Annotated in this window: 15 protein-coding genes; 5 read left to right on the forward strand and 10 right to left on the reverse strand. The window is 39.7% G+C overall.

Features of this window, described 5'->3' with window-relative positions:
- Positions 1–66 precede the first annotated feature (66 nt).
- Positions 67–930 (reverse strand): Rpn family recombination-promoting nuclease/putative transposase, encoded by an 864-nt coding sequence (locus BN161_RS02425; RefSeq protein ID WP_044262728.1) that lies wholly within the window; start codon positions 928–930, stop codon positions 67–69.
- Between the two features lie 165 nt (positions 931–1,095).
- On the opposite strand from BN161_RS02425, the gene BN161_RS02430 reads away from it, so the two are divergent.
- A complete protein-coding gene (locus tag BN161_RS02430) occupies positions 1,096–3,978 on the forward strand; it encodes a DEAD/DEAH box helicase (RefSeq protein WP_044262730.1) in 2,883 nt (960 codons plus the stop codon).
- Between the two features lie 525 nt (positions 3,979–4,503).
- The gene (locus tag BN161_RS02435) at positions 4,504–5,391 is read left to right on the forward strand and encodes a DUF4384 domain-containing protein (RefSeq protein ID WP_044262732.1); all 888 of its coding nucleotides are present in this window, start codon (positions 4,504–4,506) and stop codon (positions 5,389–5,391) included.
- Here BN161_RS02435 and BN161_RS02440 read toward each other — a convergent pair.
- The 4 genes from BN161_RS02440 to BN161_RS02455 all read right to left on the reverse strand — a co-directional run bounded on the left by BN161_RS02440 (position 5,357) and on the right by BN161_RS02455 (position 10,208).
- On the reverse strand, positions 5,357–5,875 hold the full coding sequence (locus BN161_RS02440; protein WP_044262798.1) for a flavin reductase family protein: 519 nt from the start codon (positions 5,873–5,875) through the stop codon (positions 5,357–5,359). The genes BN161_RS02435 and BN161_RS02440 overlap by 35 nt on opposite strands.
- A 22-nt stretch (positions 5,876–5,897) precedes the next feature.
- Complete coding sequence (locus BN161_RS02445) at positions 5,898–7,172, reverse strand: ATP-binding protein (protein ID WP_044262733.1); 1,275 nt, start codon at positions 7,170–7,172, stop codon at positions 5,898–5,900.
- Positions 7,173–7,345: 173 nt separating this feature from the next.
- Positions 7,346–8,119 (reverse strand): radical SAM protein, encoded by a 774-nt coding sequence (locus tag BN161_RS02450; RefSeq protein WP_044262736.1) that lies wholly within the window; start codon positions 8,117–8,119, stop codon positions 7,346–7,348.
- Between the two features lie 82 nt (positions 8,120–8,201).
- Positions 8,202–10,208, reverse strand: coding sequence for a helix-hairpin-helix domain-containing protein (locus BN161_RS02455; RefSeq protein WP_044262738.1), 2,007 nt, complete (start codon positions 10,206–10,208; stop codon positions 8,202–8,204).
- 108 nt (positions 10,209–10,316) lie between these two features.
- Between BN161_RS02455 and BN161_RS02460 the strand changes: the two genes are divergently transcribed.
- On the forward strand, positions 10,317–10,916 hold the full coding sequence (locus BN161_RS02460) for a DUF4294 domain-containing protein (protein ID WP_007211410.1): 600 nt from the start codon (positions 10,317–10,319) through the stop codon (positions 10,914–10,916).
- Positions 10,917–10,931: 15 nt separating this feature from the next.
- Here the strand turns inward: BN161_RS02460 and BN161_RS02465 are convergent, their stop codons facing one another.
- The gene (locus BN161_RS02465; protein WP_044262741.1) at positions 10,932–11,756 is read right to left on the reverse strand and encodes an alpha/beta hydrolase; all 825 of its coding nucleotides are present in this window, start codon (positions 11,754–11,756) and stop codon (positions 10,932–10,934) included.
- A 189-nt stretch (positions 11,757–11,945) separates the two neighbouring features.
- Positions 11,946–12,473 carry an RNA methyltransferase gene (locus tag BN161_RS02470; RefSeq protein WP_044262743.1) on the reverse strand — a complete coding sequence of 176 codons (528 nt, stop codon included), beginning with the start codon at positions 12,471–12,473 and terminating at the stop codon, positions 11,946–11,948.
- Positions 12,474–12,856: 383 nt separating this feature from the next.
- Between BN161_RS02470 and nadA the strand changes: the two genes are divergently transcribed.
- Entirely contained in the window at positions 12,857–13,894 is a 1,038-nt protein-coding gene (gene nadA, locus BN161_RS02475; protein WP_074435085.1) for a quinolinate synthase NadA, read from the forward strand.
- 75 nt (positions 13,895–13,969) lie between these two features.
- Here nadA and porZ read toward each other — a convergent pair whose 3' ends face one another.
- Both porZ and BN161_RS02485 read right to left on the reverse strand, forming a co-directional pair.
- Positions 13,970–16,006, reverse strand: a complete 2,037-nt coding sequence (gene porZ, locus BN161_RS02480) for a type IX secretion system anionic LPS delivery protein PorZ (RefSeq protein WP_044262745.1) — start codon at positions 16,004–16,006, stop codon at positions 13,970–13,972.
- A 68-nt stretch (positions 16,007–16,074) separates the two neighbouring features.
- Positions 16,075–16,659: a non-canonical purine NTP diphosphatase gene (locus BN161_RS02485; RefSeq protein ID WP_044262747.1), complete on the reverse strand. Its 585-nt coding sequence runs from the start codon at positions 16,657–16,659 to the stop codon at positions 16,075–16,077.
- Between the two features lie 48 nt (positions 16,660–16,707).
- On the opposite strand from BN161_RS02485, the gene BN161_RS02490 reads away from it, so the two are divergent.
- Positions 16,708–18,219 (forward strand): phosphoethanolamine transferase, encoded by a 1,512-nt coding sequence (locus BN161_RS02490; protein ID WP_044262749.1) that lies wholly within the window; start codon positions 16,708–16,710, stop codon positions 18,217–18,219.
- A gap of 4 nt (positions 18,220–18,223) precedes the next feature.
- On the opposite strand, the gene BN161_RS02495 is transcribed toward BN161_RS02490, so the two are convergent.
- On the reverse strand, positions 18,224–19,126 hold the full coding sequence (locus BN161_RS02495) for a YitT family protein (RefSeq protein ID WP_044262751.1): 903 nt from the start codon (positions 19,124–19,126) through the stop codon (positions 18,224–18,226).
- Positions 19,127–19,132 lie beyond the last annotated feature (6 nt).

Raw genomic sequence — 19,132 nt, forward strand, 5'->3', positions numbered from 1 at the left:
TACTCAAGCTCCCTGCTATACTGATAAAGTGTCGGGATGGACTGAAAGTAGCAGAATGTAATATGTCTAAATCCTCTCTATCTCTTCTATTGATAATCCGGTGACATTTGCAATTTGCTCCACAGGCATATTGATGTGCTTCAAATTTTGAGCAATCTCTATGCTTCTCTCCGCTTTACCTTCCAATTTACTTTCCAATTTTGCGGAATCCAGCACATCATTCTGAATCATCATGGCATTCAGGTGCTCATCATAGGCCATCCGTTCCTTAGGAGACATGGAGTAGTATTTCAATTTTTCCCTTGCCTCGCTTAAACCCGGAGCACTGGTATCGGGACATATAGTACCATCTTTCAAATATTTCATCCATTCTTCCAGCGGAGTAAGAGCTACCTTATCAAACTCATTCACACGAATAAGGATATATTCGGGAAAAATTTCAGCAGGCATACGTTGGATAATGGCATTCTTTTCCTTGACATTTACTTGTAATCGGTCGCCCGTATGAACACCTACAAAGTGGTTTTGTCCGTGATACAGATAATCGCTCCCCTTACCTATATCGAAATAAAGGATGCTTATGGAATAGATTTTCTTTACTTTATAATAGGTCTCACCCAAAGAAATATGTTCGGTGATGGCTTTTGCCACTCCATAAAGAATACGCTCCAGATAGAATAATTCACGGGTATTCTGAATCTCAATGATGATGATTTCATCTTTGCTGTTGCGTGCCTTGATGTCTACACGGTTAAATTTATCTTCGGCGAATTGCTGGTTACCTTCGCTTTCCAGTATCTCGATAATGGTTATTTTTTCTCCCAGAAATACAGTGAGAAAACCTTCCAGAACGTCGAAATTAGCCTTCTGGCGAAGAAGCCGCTTGATGGCCCAATCAAAGCGGATATATCTGTCTTGCAGTTCTTCCATTTTTCTTTTATATTGAAGATGAATTACTTATTCACAAAGTTACGCTTTTTAGGTAAAAGTACAAGCGAATGAAGAAAGAAATCATTAGTGAGAATTTACTGAATAGCAGTAATTGATTACTATTAAAAAAACTACCTTTACACCCTAATCGAAAAAGAAACATCCATGCCACAGTCATCCGGTAACAATAGCGACTACGCCCTTATCATCAGACCATCAGAGATTTGGAATATTCATGTCGCCACGCTATTCCACATAGAGGAACACGAGTTTTATTTCATCACAACAGGAAAGGTAGAAGCGGTCGAAGTGGCAAATGACAAGGCATTGAGCGAACTTGTAACGTTGTGCGCCCAGTGCGAACCCAAAGCCCTTTATGAATCTTTCGGCAAAAAGAAGTTCAGAACCGAAGAAAACTTCCGGGAAAAGGCTGACGCAAAGATGCAACATTACATAAAGCAAATAACGGATAAGAAGCTGAACAAACTCATCGAGGAAGCATCCGGACTGGGCATACATCTGTTTTTCCGTGAAAACAGCAAAAACGAGTTACTTAAGAAAAATGAATTATCCTTGGCCTCATCCGTAGCCGTTCCGCAGATGATATTCAACAAAGGAGAGGAGGGAATTGACTACACCCTCCATCTGAAATTGAACGAAGAAGAAGTGATTGTTCCTTGCGAGCACCATCCTTTCGTGTTTTCCGAAACTCCGGGCATGTTCCTTTTAGGGAACCGGATATACGCTCTTCCTGACGGATTCAGCGGAAAACTATTGTTGCCTTTTCTCAACAAACCCTCCACCTTCATCCCCCAAAGGATGCAGAACGATTATTTTCGACGGTTTATCCTTAAGAATACTTATAAGACTGAAATTCAGGCCGAAGGGTTTGACATTATAGAAGAACAGTGCGAACGGAAATGCAGGATTCTTCTGGAAAGAGACATTTACGGCGAAGCACTGCTTTGCGTGCAGTTTATCTATGGCGATGTCACTTTTGGAGCCAATGACAAACGGAAACTCTTCGTGCGTTTGGAAGAGGAAGAAGGCAGCTTCTGTTTCAAAAAATTCACCCGGGATGAAAGTTGGGAGCTGGAAAAGAAGAAAATACTGAAAGAGGAATTGGGTATGCCCGAAAAGGAGGCACTCGCTGTTCTTATCGAGTGGCTGAAGATACATGCAGAAGATTTGAAAAAAGTAGGGATAGAATTCTTTCAACCGTCAGTAAACAGATATTATATGGGCGACGCGAAAATCTGCCAATCCGCACAATGGAATAGCGACTGGCTCCGGATACACATCGAAATACATCTGGACAATGGCGCGGTGATTCCATTCCTGAAGCTCAGAGACAACATCTTGAATGAGGAGCATGAATATATGCTGGACGACGGCAGCATATTCCTGATACCCGACGAATGGTTTGCCCGCTATGGCGGCGTCATGATGTTTGGCCGTGTGGATAAAAAACAAATTTCACTCCATCGGTGCCAAATGCCGTTGACAGCGGCAATAGACGTGAATAAGCATGAAGAAATTCCAGACGATTTATCTGTTCCCGAAGGATTGAAAGCACAGCTGAGGCATTACCAGCAAACAGGCTTTGAATGGCTCTACCGTCATTTTGCTGCGCAGACCGGCTGTTGCCTGTCTGACGACATGGGATTGGGAAAAACCATCCAAACCATTGCCCTCCTCCTGAAATACAAGGAAACTCACCGACAAAGCGCGGAACAGTCTGCCACAATCAATGACAGCCTTCCAACCCTTTTCTCCACTGAATCAATGAAAGGTGAAGCGGAGAAAATATCAGACGCCAAATCAGATTTGCCATACAAAACGACACTCGTGATATCTCCCGCTTCAGTAGTATACAATTGGCGAAATGAACTTCACCGGTTTGCACCGCGACTGACGGTTTGCGAATATACCGGAACGGCCGAAGAGCGACGGCAAAAGCGACAAGCGCTCATGCGTTGGGATGTGGTGCTGACCACTTACCAGACGCTACGCAATGACATCGAATCTCTTTCGCATTTCTCCTTCGGCATACTCGTTTTCGATGAATCGCAATGCTTCAAGAACCGGACTTCACAGTTATACCAGTCTGTAATCCGCTTGCAGGCACACCACCGCATAGCACTTAGCGGCACTCCCATTGAGAATTCGCTTAGCGACTTATGGAGTTTGATGAACGTGCTCAATCCTATGCTGCTGGGCGATCACTCCACTTTTCAACGCAATTACATCCATCCGATATCGCAAAACACGCAAGACAGAAAGTCTGCGATACTCCGTACCTTAATCTTCCCGTATTTTCTGAAAAGATCAAAAGAAGACGTTTTGCCGGACTTGCCGGAGCGTCTGGACGAACTTGTATTATGCGAGATGACCGCCGGACAGCAACAGGCTTATGATGAAGAATTGTCGTGCGCGCGCAACTTACTACTGTCTTGCCGCACGGACAAGAACGGTGTAACCCTAAGTGATTCCGCCACAACATCCGCACATGTGCTGACCGCCATCAACCGTTTGCGCCAAATAGCGTGCCATCCCCGGCTTATCAATAAAGAAGACATAGATTCGGGAAAGTTTGCTGAAATTTTTTCACGCTTGGAGACATTGCATGAAACAGATCATAAAGTACTTATTTTTTCTGAATATGTTTCATTGCTCCTGCTAGTGAGAGAGGAAATGGAAAAACGACATTGGACGTATGAAATGCTGACAGGAGAAACCCGCAACCGCGAAACGGTGATAAATAGTTTTGCGGATAATCCCTCCTGCCAATTCTTCTTAATTTCACTGAAGGCAGGAGGTGTGGGACTGAATCTCACAAGTGCGGACTATGTCTTTATGCTTGATCCTTGGTGGAACCGTGCCGCAGAGGAACAAGCCATCAGCCGTGCGCACCGCATCGGACAGCAACGTTCGGTTTTTGTCTATCGCTTCATTTCCTGCGGCACTCTCGAAGAGGAGATTCTCAGTCTGCAAGACCGGAAGCAGTCGCTGGTCGAAGCGGTGTTGCCGATTATCAATAAAAAATAGGAAGCAAGATTTGCCATCTAAGGAAACTTGTTAATTTGCTGTGCATCGAATATATCACATGCCGGTCATATTAGTATTTTGATCTTAGTAATATAAAATAATCCGAAAACAGTCTAATTCACTGCATACAAGAAGTTAAGAGTTTGTCGACAAGGAGTTAACTTCTTGTCGACAAACTCTTAACTCTTTGCAGACTAGAAATTAACAGTATGTATATATTTGATTATCAAGAATATATTTTTGTATTCGAACAACACCATTGTAAATAATTTATTCCACTTACATCCATCAAATCCTTTATCTCTAAATATTCCAGTTCAAGAATATATCTATATGCTTAGTCATGCTCTTACAGCACTACTAGCGAACAGACATTAAAATAGCTCTATCACCAATTTCTACCAATTAGTCATTATTTATAGCCAAATAAACTGATTTAATACTCAAAAGGCAGTAAACAAACCGTACGTCAGTTGGCTATTATTACATAAACCTTTAAATTTGAAATAGAAATACTTGATAGCTATGCATAAATTTATTTTTATCTTTTTCATATTTATTCTCCCCACCACCGCATTTGCCCAAAAGGTAAAAAACGTCTGTGGAGAATATACATTCTATGCACCCGAAAATGTATCACTCAGCGAAGCGAAACGCATTGCACTAGAACGTGCTAAGCTACAAGCACTTGCCGATGAGTTTGGAACAGTAATTTCGCAAGTAAATGCCAGTGTGGTCAAAGATGAGAATGGGAAAGCAGACAGCCGGTTCTTCTCGCTCAGCGGCACAGAGGTAAAAGGTGAATGGATTGAAGATAAAGATGAACCCAAATACACCTATGACACTGATAAAGAAAACGGAACGCTGGTTGTTACCTGTTCCATTTGCGGCAAAGCACGGGAAATCACAAGTGCCCAAACAGAATTCATGGCTAAAGTGTTGAGAAATGGCACTGAAGAAAGAAATGAAAGCGAACTATTTCGCAATGGAGACGACATGTTCCTGATGTTTCAATCACCCATAGACGGATTTCTGGCTGTTTATCTGATTGACGAAACACCTACTGCTTACTGTTTGCTTCCTTATAGAAAGGATGGCACCGGTCAACAACCGGTAAAACATGGAGAAAAATATATATTCTTTTCTCCTAAACACGATGTCAACCATCCCGATATAGTAGACGAATATACTCTAACTTGTAGCAAAGAAGAAGAGCATAACCAGATTTATGTCATCTTCTCACCTAAACCTTTTACTAAAGCTCTCGATAATCAAGTGAAAGAAACCATTCCACGAGAACTTGATTACGAGGCATTTAGCAAATGGTTGAGTAATTGCAGGAAAAGAGATACGCAAATGGGAGTGGCTATAAAGAATATTAGTATAAGTACTCCCTCATCCACGCTCCGGTAATCTCCGCCACATAAATATGGTGCAAACCGCCATGGACGCCACCATACCATTGCTTGCAAACACTTGGATCGATGAAACAATCTTCTTTCATTACATCCGTATAGAGCTTGCGGCATTCCAGGCTAAGACGTCCTTGTTCAAAAAGAATATTTCCTTTTTCCGTAACAACCGGTTTCAGTCCCGTCTCTTTCACCTTATCCACTTCCCTACCCGATTTGCTTCCACATATCTTATGGATAGCTCTGTTCTCATCTCCCAGGAAAGAGAGCGTGAAGTATTCACTCTTCTCAATAAACTCAAACGTGTAACGTTCCGGACGGATAAAGACATAGACCACCGGTTTGTTCCATAGGAAGCCTATACCGCCCCAGCTGGCAGTCATCGTATTGAAATGATCTTTATTACCTGCCGTCACCAGCATCCATTCTTTACCGATAACTTCAAAGAAGTTCTCTGAAAGGTCTTTAATTGTAATAGGTTTCATTGTATACATATTATAAAATTAGTCACTTTAATATTTCTGATAAATTCCATGCTTGTACATGACGTATACCTTCTCTTGAAGGCAATTGAACTTCGTCCATTGAAACAACATACTTCTCATAACTATCAGCAATTGATAATAAAGAAGCATATTCACGCTCCATTGTTTCTTCCGTTTCCATCATGTAAGCAACCTGAATATAAATAATACGATCGTCTTTCATAGCCACAAAATCGACCTCTTTATCACGAATAGTGCCCACATAAACTTGAAAACCAAACCTGCGAAGCTCGATATATACCGCATTTTCCAATAAATATCCTACACCATATGCAAAGCCCGGATATAAAAAGTTCTTAAATGCCAAATCATTCAGATAATATTTGCAATTACCCGCCAGAACTTCTTTTCCTTTAATGTTGTAACGCTCTGTTTTATAAGCCAAAAAGGCTTCTTCTATATAACTTAAGTAATTCGATAACGTATCGTATGATACTTTACGGTTCTTCGATTTAAAGAAATTTATTACATTCTGAATCGAAAACAAATTGGATGCATTATTCACCAAATAAATAAAAACATCATCCAGAAGTCTGACATCACGAATGGGTTTACGTTTCACTATATCACGCAATAATATGGTATCTTTGACCGAAGCAACATATTGCTTCTGAGATTCCGTATCAGGCAAATTATACAATTCCGGTAGCCCTCCACGTTGTAAATAAGATAAATAAGAGGAACGTCCTGCCACTGTATCCGTCACTTGAATATATTCCATATAATTATATGGGAAAATATGAAACTCAACGTAACGACCGGAAAGCAAAGTAGCCAGTTCACTGGAAAGCATCTTTGAGTTTGAACCGCTGATAAACAACTCACATTCTTCCACAAAATCCTGAGAATGAGAATTGACAAACCGCTCCCAACCATCCACATTCTGTATTTCATCGAAGAATAAATAAACCTTTCCCTGAGGATTAAGTTTTTCACGATAAAGTTGATATAGTTTTTCTAACTCCTGATAATTGTCTATGAAATCAAATTCCAAATATTCCTTATTGATATACAGAATATTATTAGGATGAACACCTAAGTCAGAAATCAAACCGGAAGCAATTTGCCTTAGAATATAGCTTTTCCCGGAACGACGTTGACCTATAAGTACCTTTACTAATTTATTTCCTACAAAAGCATGAATCTTATTAATGTAAGATGTACGTAGTAACCCTAATTTATAGGAATTTCCATTCCAAAGATTATACTTTTCCAGTGCACTCCATTTATCGTCCATAAGCTAAGTTTTCCACAAAAATATAAATAGTTTCGATTATAATCGAATTTTTAGATGACTTTATTTAAAAATTCGATTATAATCGAAACTATTTAAAGCGATTGTTTTAATCAAGATGCGGTTACCCTGTACTTATTTTACCTATAGGTAATTGCATCACACCTATAGGTAGTTTAATAAGAAACACTAACCGGAATACCTTCTTCCTTAATTAAAGCAGCAATACGATCCAGTTCCTCATGAGTAGCCTTACAAAGATCATGGTCAGGCGTTTCACGATCAATAGTATAAATCATCACCTGACAGGGTTTTATCTCTTTCACAACCTCCAGCCACGGAAGAACGTACTTATCCGAAGTATTATCCACGTCTTTCCCCTGATAACTGCCTTTCATGAACATAGTCTGAATAATACAGTTGCCTTGAAAAGCTTTCATATGTTCTACGATTTCACCCACAGAATAATGCCCTGCAGGACGATCCACAGTATGAATATAATCCTCATCTACCGTATCGAGTTTCAGTATGTTGTTATCTATCTTGTTCAGCGCATCAAACACTGCAGGGCGGTGAATAAAGGTGGAATTACTCAATACACTGACTTTGGCATTCGGGAAATACTTATCACGAAGCATCAACGTATCTTCTATGATTTCAGGGAAATGCGGATGAGCTGTAGGTTCACCGTTTCCGGCAAAAGTCAATACATCCGGTTGAGGGCCATTCTGTTGCATATCCTGCAATCTGGCTTCAAGGGCATTGCGTACCTCTTCGCGGGTAGGCAATGCCTTCTTGGGACGATGGTCTGCATTGAAACCGCATTCACAATAAATGCAGTCGAACGAACACACCTTACCATCTTCCGGCAATAAGTTAATCCCTAAGGATACTCCCAAACGGCGGGAATGAACAGGACCGAAGATGGGAGACGGATAGATAACAGTCATTGTATTTACTATTTTAAATTAAAATGGAACTATTATATTAAACAAAGATATGAAATAAATAAGATAACCGTCTATTTCCAATCTAAAACTTTATACGAAGCTGCATTTGTAAGTCGGCTTTTCTGTTTCCTTGTATCAGGTCGTTACCCGAACCAATGGTTTCACGGTCCTGATAGACGGTTTGCCCGAATTTAACAAGAAGCATCAGAGCTTTGTTCACATCATACCGGGCACAGGCAGAAAAGCGAAATCCTTGTCCATAAAACGAAGGCGTATAGAAGGTGTAAAGCAGACCTTTTTCGGAAGCATAAATGCGGGAATCGTAATCATCCGTATGGAAATAAGTACCCTGCACAGATATCTTCAGCGGAAAAGAAAAAGCATACGAACAGGATTGTGTAAACTGATATCCCTGGCTTCCCTCCTGCCCCTGCGAATGAAAATGATTATAATCCACCGTTGTTCGTAACTGTAGATGATCCGGTGAATAAGTCAGGCGGTAACGAAGGCGGTGATGATAAGTAGGGAGGATAACTTTTCCATCCGTTCCTGCCACATCTCTCTCTTTTCGCTTATAGCGATAGTTAACATACATAGATAAATTTCGCTTAGGAGAATAGATTGACTGGAACATGCCATCCACACCTTGCGACGGTTTACTGATGCGGTATTTCCACCAGGGAAAAGAAAATAAATCCAGAGAAGCGAAGAATTTCCAATGTGCCAAAGGCGATACTTCGGCAGCCAGATACCAGCCATTTTCATTTTGCGGTGTACTACTTTCACCAAACGAACGTGCAAACATTGCCCAGTAATCATGACTATAATATCTATGAACAATCAACAGTTGATAACCGGTTAATATATTATATTTCAATTGGTTCAACAGTGAATAACCTTGTTTGCCCATAGCCGCTTCACCTGTCAGAGTAAATCGATTCCAGCGATATTTATAATCTACACCTACATTATGAAAGTAATTCCCTTGCAAATTATACTTACCATAAGTTCTTAACTCTGGTTGATAACTACGGTTGAAAAAGTAGTAAATGCCTGTCATTCCTACTTTTAGATTGTTCTTTTCATAGGTGATATTCCCACCCATCAACTGTAAAATGAAAGCATTTACTTTATCCGCTTCCTTCTTCGTACGATGCAATCCGGTTTTATAAATAGAGATAATTTCACTCCCTTCTATGACTCCATCCATAGAACGATGTGAATAAAAACCAGATAACTGAAGTGCAGGAATAATCTCCACTGTTGCCGCAGCACCCCTGAAATAATTATATTCATCCGTTGAGCTGTGCTTCCGGATGCCACCACTACGGTTATCCACCGTTGAGAGAGAATAAGTTTTCCCGAAACGGAAATCAGTGCTGACTACTAGCCCTTGCCCGAAACTTAATCTGTAATTTCCCAATGCCAACGTTTTCAACTTACCCAGATTACGAAGCAGAAAGTAGATAGAATAATAATCATATCCTTTTTCATTATGCAGGGCAAAGAAAGGTTCTCCTGCATCCTTTTCGGCCGTAATTCCCATTTGGAGATAATCTCCGTAACGATACCCATATCTTAGAGAGTGGTATATTGCAGGTCCCAGATAATTCTTCTGGTAACCTTTACGGGTATAGAAAGGCACATCCATCCGGGTTAATACCTCCTGTTTACCATATTTCAACAGACTTTTAAACCGGGGAAAACCTATCTTTTCAGGAATAGGATGTACACAAACAAAAGGAAGAAGCAGGTCGATGGTATGCTTATCCATCTCTTCCACCAATTGCAGTTCATAAATGGTTTGCATCTGCCCGTGTATATACACATAAGCCAAGATATTTTCAATCTGAATATCCGAAAGAAAAGGAAATTGCTCTAATTCACGTTTAGTAGTAACATTGATATTAACAGGTTCCCGCAGGCGATTGGAAAGCTCTTCAAGTTCATCTTCCCAGTTCTTTTCTTCTTCATCCATAGAGAGTTGCTCTATGTTCTCTTCCCATAGGGACACACTTGTATTTTGAGCTTCAAGTACAGGAGTCATCAACAGCATACTCAGAAAAACTCCCAACTTGGGTAATTTCATTCGTGTAAATAAGTTTAATTGTCGCGAAATTACCATAAATAAGTTAACACGACAAGGAAAACATCGACAATCAGACCAAATATAAAGATAAACACTTAATTTTGTGGCATGAACGCACGACTGAACATATTCATCATCGTAGTCTTCCTTCTGTTCGGGACTTCCTTATGCCAGGCACAGGAAACGAAAACCGAAGGATACTTGGTTCCTATGTGCGTTTACGAAGGAGACACTATTCCGTATATAAAGATACCCACCGTTTATATTTTCAAACCTCTCAAATTCAAGAACAAAAAACAATTGAATGAATATAACCGACTGGTATATAATGTAAAGAAGGTATTGCCTATCTCCAAAGAAATCAACCGTGCAGTTATTGAAACTTACGAATATATGATGACTTTGCCTGATGAGAAGAGTCGTCAGAAACACATGAAAGCAGTAGAAAAAAGCCTGAAAGAACAATATACTCCACGCATGAAAAAGCTTTCTTTCTCTCAAGGAAAGTTACTAATCAAGTTAGTGGATCGCCAAACCAATTCCACGGGTTACGAACTGGTAAAAGCCTTCATGGGACCTTTTAAAGCAGGTTTCTATCAGACTTTCGCCGCACTGTTCGGTGCCAGTCTGAAAAAGCAATATGATCCCACAGGAGATGATGCGCTTACCGAACGGGTTATTCTGTTAGTAGAAAGCGGACAGCTTTAAAATAGAAATATCCTACTACTTATTTACGTACCTTTTCAATCCCAACAGCCCCCTGTAATAACCTTCAAAGATCGTATGACTGTGTTTTTCTATATTCAAAGAATCATAGTTCAAAACAATCTTCGGACAAGTGGATAAAATCTTTATTGCCTCCTCTGTGGCAGGCTTAAATGACTCTTCTATTTTATCCTTCTTCCCGCTTGCCAGATACATATAAAGTTGATTATCCCCTTTGTACTCTTTAGTAAATTCTGAAAGTTTATCAATCATCATCTTCTTGCTATACATATAGTTAGGAGATACAGACAGAATGCATTGAAACAAACCGGGGTTGCTAAGTAAAGCATACGTCACAAACGTGCCGCCTAACGAATGTCCTACCAATATATTCCGCGAACCCGTATTATATCTGCTCTTTATAAAAGGAATAATTTCTTTTTCCAGAGATAACAATAAAGAATCCGCCTTCCCAGGATCATCATACCCCTTTACCGATTCTTCATCCGTATAAGGAGGAGTTAATTCACTCTGCCTGTTAGGATTCGAAATACCAACGATTATACAGGGAACACCCGGATACAACAATTCAAAGGTAGAACAAAACAAATTGAAAGTAGGCGGATATTGAGCATCGAATACATAGATAGTCAACAATGAATCACTCTTCAAAGTAGCATCTACCCCACTCCGGTATACTTGCAGTTCACGTGAATCATCAAAATATTCAGAGTCATAAATATACCTGTCGCCCAATGATTGCAACGAATAAAAGTCCGCTTGAGCTTTACCATTCCAGCTATGGAAAATACAGAATAAAAGAATTAATAAAACCTTTTTCATAGTTTGAACCCTCCTGTTGATATGATATTAAGAACACTGTTAGTAATGGAAAGTAGTCATTATAGAAAACCATGTATTTCAATCACTTACCTATGTTGAAAACTACTATAAATCATTGTTCATTTCTCTATTGATAAGGACATAATAACCACTGTTTGAACAGGGTTCAAACAACTTATCAACACTCTGTTATTTCAGTTTCTTGAATAAATCCCAGATAACGATACCGGCAGTTACAGATACGTTCAATGAGTGTTTCGTACCATATTGGGGTATCTCAATACATCCATCGGAATGGTCAATAACCTCCTGCTGAACTCCTTTCACCTCATTTCCCATAACTACCGCATACTTCTTAGTACGGTCTAAAGACAGCTCATCCAGCATGATACTGCCTTCCGCCTGCTCTACAGAATAAACAGTATATCCTTCCTTTTTAAGGTTATCAACAGCTTCAACACAGTTATTAACATACTTCCAGTCGACAGTGAATTCAGCACCTAAAGCTGTTTTATGCATCTCAGGATGGGGCGGAGTAGCTGTAATGCCACACAGATAGATACATTCCACCCGGAAAGCATCCGAAGTACGAAATACAGAACCAATGTTATGAAGACTGCGGATATTATCCAATACCACCACCAAGGGCAGCTTCTCCGCTTCCTTAAACTCCTCTATACTAATACGATTCAGTTCTGTTATTTTCAGTTTACGCATGACAGCTATACTCTTTAAATGACTTTTATTAATAGATTGATTTGCAAAGATACTTCTTTCCGTTCACATCCCTGTTAATAACCGTTGAAAAGCTGTCAAAAGAGTAGGGAAAGAAATTCAAAAATAATTCTTGCAATATTCAAAACAACGTATATGCACCCACCAGAATGAACATTCCAAAAAAGTTAAGAGAAACTTTCCGAGGTTATATAAACACATTTTTCAGCCCTATTACATCGGTTTATAACTATAAAGTTATTAACTTTGCACTTTATCAACAAGGTGTTGAAAGAGTTTTATAGATGGCTTATTATCAAGAGATATACCTTTTATTTGCCCGTTGATAACGTACGAATAAAGTTTTATCTCATACTAATAACTTCATAGGCAAGAAAAATCGTATTTACTTGTCGACACTATTAACAGCCTATCATCACCATCAAAGGATTTTTAAATTAGAAAGAGAAATAAAAAATATAATTATGAATAATCTCATAGAAGCTATCAAGCAACTTAAAAAGGAGAAGAACGCGATTATTCTGGGGCACTATTACCAGAAGGGGGAAATACAGGATATAGCCGATTACGTCGGCGATAGTCTGGCATTGGCTCAATGGGCAGCCAAAACGGAAGCGGATATCATTGTGATGTGCGGTGTTCACTTTATGGGTGAAACGGCCAAGGTGCTTTGTCCGAATAAGAAAGTGCTGGTTCCTGATATGGCAGCCGGTTGTTCGTTGGCAGACAGTTGTCCGGCGGACAAGTTCAGTCAGTTTGTCAAAGAGCATCCCGGATATACGGTGATATCTTACGTAAATACGACAGCTGCCGTGAAAGCAGTGACAGATGTTGTGGTAACTTCTACCAATGCGAAGCAGATCGTGGAAAGTTTCCCCAAAGATGAGAAAATAATCTTTGGTCCTGACAGAAACCTGGGGAATTATATTAACTCTATCACGGGGCGCAATATGTTATTATGGGACGGCGCATGCCATGTACACGAACAATTCTCGGTTGAAAAGATTGTTGAATTAAAGGCGCAGCATCCCGATGCAGTGGTTTTGGCACATCCCGAATGTAAGAGTGTAGTTCTGAAGTTGGCTGATGTGGTAGGTTCAACCGCAGCATTGTTGAAGTATGCAGTGAATCATCCCGAGAAAGAGTATATTGTTGCTACCGAATCGGGCATCCTTCATGAGATGCAGAAGAAATGTCCGCAAACGACGTTTATTCCGGCTCCTCCTAACGATAGCACCTGTGCCTGTAATGAATGTAGCTTCATGAGATTAAATACGCTGGAAAAGCTTTATAATTGCTTGAAAGACGAATCTCCGGAAATAACAGTAGATCCTGAAATAGCTGAGAAAGCAGTGAAGCCTATCAAGAGGATGCTGGAGATTTCGGCAAAGCTGGGGCTTTGATAAAGTGGTAAGGTGATAGAGGTGATAAAGTGATAGGGTAACATTACTCTTACCACTTTATCACCTCTATCACTCTTATTCTCCTCTTATAAATGCAATTTTCGTAACAATCCCCTCTTTTCCTTCACTGTCTGCGGCAAGCACCATATATATTCCTGTGGCCACTCTCCTACCTTGTTTGTTTCTTCCGTCCCAGGTGAATTGCCCTCCCAGGGAAGTACCTTGGTAAATAAGATGTCCGGCAGTATCTACAATCTTCACATCACTGTCGTAAACCATTCCCGTAATAGTAATCACTCCGCTGTAGTCCGGACGTACCGGATTAGGATAAGCACGTACATTACTCTCTTTAAAGCTGTTTTCAGCCTCTGTAGCGTCACTTTGATAAGAAACGAGTCCCTTGCTTGTTCCGATGAAGACTTCGCCGGTACGGGGATGTATGGCAATAGATACGATGCTATTGGAAAGCAGCGGACTATTCTCTTCCGTAAAGTGATGAATCGTTTCCATTCCATCCGCACTTATCAGGTAAATTCCATTGGACGCTGTACCTATCCACTTTCTGTTGGCACCATCTATTGCAATGGCATTAATCGCTTCGTTCACCAATAAGAAATCAGCCAAGCCGCTGTCATCATTGCGCGGAACTTTAATTTGTGTACAATAGAAGTTATCATTAAAGTAACGAGAAGGGTTATTCAGTATCAAAGGACCTTTGTTAGTACCTATCCAGATAGCTCCCTCTTTATCTTCGGCAATGCAATAAACCGCCAGTTGTTCTAAAAGGGTTCCATCTTGGTTAGTGAACCGGGTAATGAACCTGTGTTGGTCGTCCGAAGTATCTGCAATAGTGCCGTTATAATTCAAGCAGAACAATCCTCCCGACTCTATACGCGAAGAAGTAGCCCACAGCCAACCTCTTTTATCAAAGATAGTCCGTCCGAAATTACTTCTTTCCATGGCTTCCGGATAATGAAGACTTACCCAGCTTCCATCTTTTCTTAATACCTGTACCGGATTTTTAGCAACACCGCAACTTACCATCCAGAGATTATTATCTTTATCATAGATAAGTCCATTTACGCGTACATAATTATGTTTTGAATCACTGTTTGGCAGTGCACTTTCCAACGGACTATTATGCATACTGTACCAATTAATGAACTTCCCATCTTTAAATTCATAAATCCCCTCTCCTGCTGATGCCGCAAAATGATGAGTATTGTCCTGAGGATCTTGAACGATACAATTGATATCATCATACCGTTGTTTGGTTTGTTCACTGATACCCTCTTCCTGAAAACTGTTCCAGGTATTATTTTCAAATGTCATGATAGTACCTGGACGATCCAGTCTGTTTGCTATATGTCCGCCCCCGGTTATTAATAATCGTTCTCCGGCAAAATTCATATAATATGGATAGTTACGTATAGGACTGTTTGGCGTTATATTTTCCGGTATTTCTTCTTTAAAGGGAATGTCCTTGTATTTAGAAAGGAATTCAGAGGTATCGTCCGAAACCTTTTTCCAGTTGTTAATATCTAATAGATTTTCAGTTAATAGTCCTGCGAACAATCCTTCGGAAGTAGCTGCATAAAGATAATTCTCCGATACGTTGCATGCCAGAACGTTTTTATTCAAGGGATAATAATTGCTGATTTCCCGCTTTTTCAGATTAATACAAAGAATACCCGAGGCAGTGGATAAATACGTGTATTCTTTATAAAAACAAGCATGGTTGACTGTCTTGTCCTGTGTCATATTCTTGTTTTTATAATCGGGAAGATTATAAATATCTTCCTCATTCACTAATAAATCTATATTCGCATTGGAATAAATAATGACTAATAACTTATAGGCTGATTGGTAAGCAATATAGGATATTTCCGTATCGCTTAGCGAAAAAGATTTTGAATAAGTTCGTATACTGGTATCTTCTTTATCATAAGCATACAAATCTCCGTTTGCAAGTATGAAGAGTTTGCTTCCTATGACTTCACTGCGGGTGGGGGTGTGATAAGAAAGGTAAGTTTGCCACTCTCCTATTGCGTTTTGTGCATTAACGGGCAATAGAATGCATAAGCTGAATAAAAGTATATATAAAAATCTCATAAAAAGGTCAGAGCTATATTAGTTTGTAAGCAACACACTTACAAACTAATAACTCTATATTTATGGGTTTATTGTATGCTATTGAGGAATTTGCAGAGTTTGTTTGTGGCTATGGCGCGATGGCTTATTTTATTTTTCAATTCATTACCCATCTCTGCAAAAGTTTGCGAGTAACCTTCGGGTACAAATATCGGATCGTATCCGAAACCCGAATTACCTTGTCTGGTTTTGATGATTTCTCCTTTTATAAAACCCTCGAACAAGTGCTCTTTTCCGTCAATAATCAGGGCAAATACTGTACGGAATTGTGCTTTCCGGTTTTCTATTCCTTCCATGTTGTGCAGGAGTTTCAGCATATTTGCTTCTGCATTGTGTCCGTCTCCGGCATAGCGGGCAGAATAAACTCCAGGTTCTCCATTCAGTGCTTCCACTTCCAGTCCGGTGTCATCGGCAAAGCAATCCATCTGGTAGTTTTCAAAAATGTATTGAGCTTTCAGCAAGGCATTTCCTTCCAAGGTATCTGCTGTTTCGGGAATGTCTACGTGGCAGTGAATGTCTTTCAGGCTAAGGAGTTCTATCCTGTTGCCTAAAATGGCAGTAACTTCCTCCAATTTGTGTGCATTGTTTGTGGCAAATACAAATTTTCTTTTCATAATAATTGGTATTATTTATCGTTGTATATTTGTGCAAAAGTACAAAAGATGAAGGGAATATTTTTCAATAAGGACCTAAAATATGCTTTGTTCATATTGTCTTTAACTATAGGTTACGGACTTCTCTTTGTTATATGGGAATTTCTGGATATTCCTTGTTCCGGTTTTACTGATTGTCTGATACTTGTATTGCAATGGGGGATTATCACCTTAGCTTCTTTTCCCTTATTTCTTTTGTTAGGAGTCAACAGATATGTTTTCTGTGTTTCTTTTCCTGCTATTGTGTTACTTAGTAGCATTTTTGCTTATTTTCGCTATTCGCTTCATATTACGCTAACTCCGATGCTGATTGATCTGATTGCAGTAAATGATGCAGGTTTTGGAATAGGCTTTATTACTTTGAAGTTGTTTCTGTTTGTTCTGATTGCTTTACTGTATTCCTTGTTTGCTGTATATTGGCGTTTCTGCAAAATACAAGTAAATAAATGGGAATTTTTTGTAGTATCTTCCTTATGTCTATTGTTTGTGTTTCATGGTGTGGAAAAATTATCCGGTTCTGTATCACGGCGTATGCCGGCTTCTTTCTTTTATGTATTGAAAGATTATATGTTGCAACGCCAGACACAAGGTACACGAATTGACTTTAAGGAAGATATTCGTTGTGATGTGGATACTTTAACTGCAATTGTGGTATTGGGGGAATCATTACGTGCCGACCATTTGCAACTGAACGGATATAGAAGAAATACCGCTCCTTTACTTACATCTGATATACGAATCTGTTCCTTCTCCAATGTTTATACTAAAGAGATTTTTACGCACACCAGTCTGCCGGTTATCTTGACAAGGGCAGACAGTATTGATGATAAAAGAGCACAAACAGAACGATCTTTTATTTCTCTCTTCAAAAAGGCTGGTTTTCGCACATCCTGGCTTGCCAGTCAGGAACCTGTAGATACTTATTCGGATTTTATGTATGAAGCCGATACATTGATATATGCTAATGAGGGAAAGAATGTGTATATGTTTGATAAATGGCTGGATGGAGCTTTATTGCCTTCTTATTTGAAAGAATTAGAATATTCAAACCCACGGAAGTTGGTTGTTCTCCATACGATAGGTTCACATTGGTGGTATAATTCTCATTTTGACAAAGAAGTTTTCTCTCCTATTCTCCGTTCAAAAAATATCTCTTCAAGTACTCGGGAGGCTATTATAAATTCTTATGATAATACTATCATATATACTGATTGGTTTTTGCATCAGCTGATTGAAGAATTGAGAGATAAAACAGCTATTCTTATTTATCTTTCCGATCATGGAGAATCTTTGGGAGAAAACGAAAAATATCTTCATGCGGAAGATAATGAACCGCTTCATTATCCGGCAGCTTTTGTATGGTATTCGGTTAAGTATGAAAATTTGTTTCCTCAGAAAATAGAAGCTATGAAAAGAAATGCTGTGAAACATGTCACTACGAGTTTCATGTTCCACAGCATTTTGGATGCTTCTTCCATTACATCTGTTTATCTGGATGAAGAAAAAAGCATATTCAGATAAAGTCTTATTTCACTTTCAACCGGTCGAAACCTTCTCCATAGACTCCGATAACGGAACTTTGAGAGATAAATGCGTTCGGGTCAATGTCTTTCACCAAACGGAAAATATCAATTGACTGGCGCTTATAAGCTAATACAACGAGTACTTTTACATTGTGTTTACTGTACCATCCTATACCGTCCAGAACGGTTACGCCGCGGTGTGTCTCCTTCGTAATACGGTCGGCAATCTTTTCATACTCTTTGGAGAAGATAAAGAATTGCACGGACTGGCGGGCACTGTTCACGATATAGTCTAATACGAAACCGATAACAAACAAAGTTACAAAACCAAATATCACACGTCTCCAGTCATGGAATACGAAGTAACAGGAACTGATGATAACCACATCGCAAAGCATCACCATACGTCCCAGTGTGACGTCTTTATACTTATGTATGATGGCGGCGATGATATCCGTTCCTCCCGTGCTTCCGTTGCAATTGAATACGACTCCGAGACCTGCACCGCACATCACGGCACCTATCATACAAGCCATGAAGTCCTGTCCCGGTCCCAGTATAAGTGGTGGTGTATTGTCTGGACCGTTTACAAGCATTTGGAAAAACCATAAAAAGAATGTCAGCCCGAAGATGGCGAATGTGGTTTTAATACTGAATTTAGGACCCAGTATTTTAATGGCAAATGTCATTAAGACAGCATTGATGATGAAGTATGACCATTGGATAGGAAACCCCGTGGCGTAATAGATAATTGCACCGATACCTGTAGTACCGCCCGTCGTTATCTGATAAGGAATCAGAAACAACGCCCATCCCAAGGCATAACTGATAAGACCGACAGTGATGAAGATATAGTCCCGCAACTCTCTCATCATTTCGGCTTTGGTTGGTTTTGTAATTTGCATATTAGT

The sequence above is a fragment of the Bacteroides timonensis genome (genome assembly GCF_000513195.1).
GTDB lineage: Bacteria > Bacteroidota > Bacteroidia > Bacteroidales > Bacteroidaceae > Bacteroides > Bacteroides timonensis.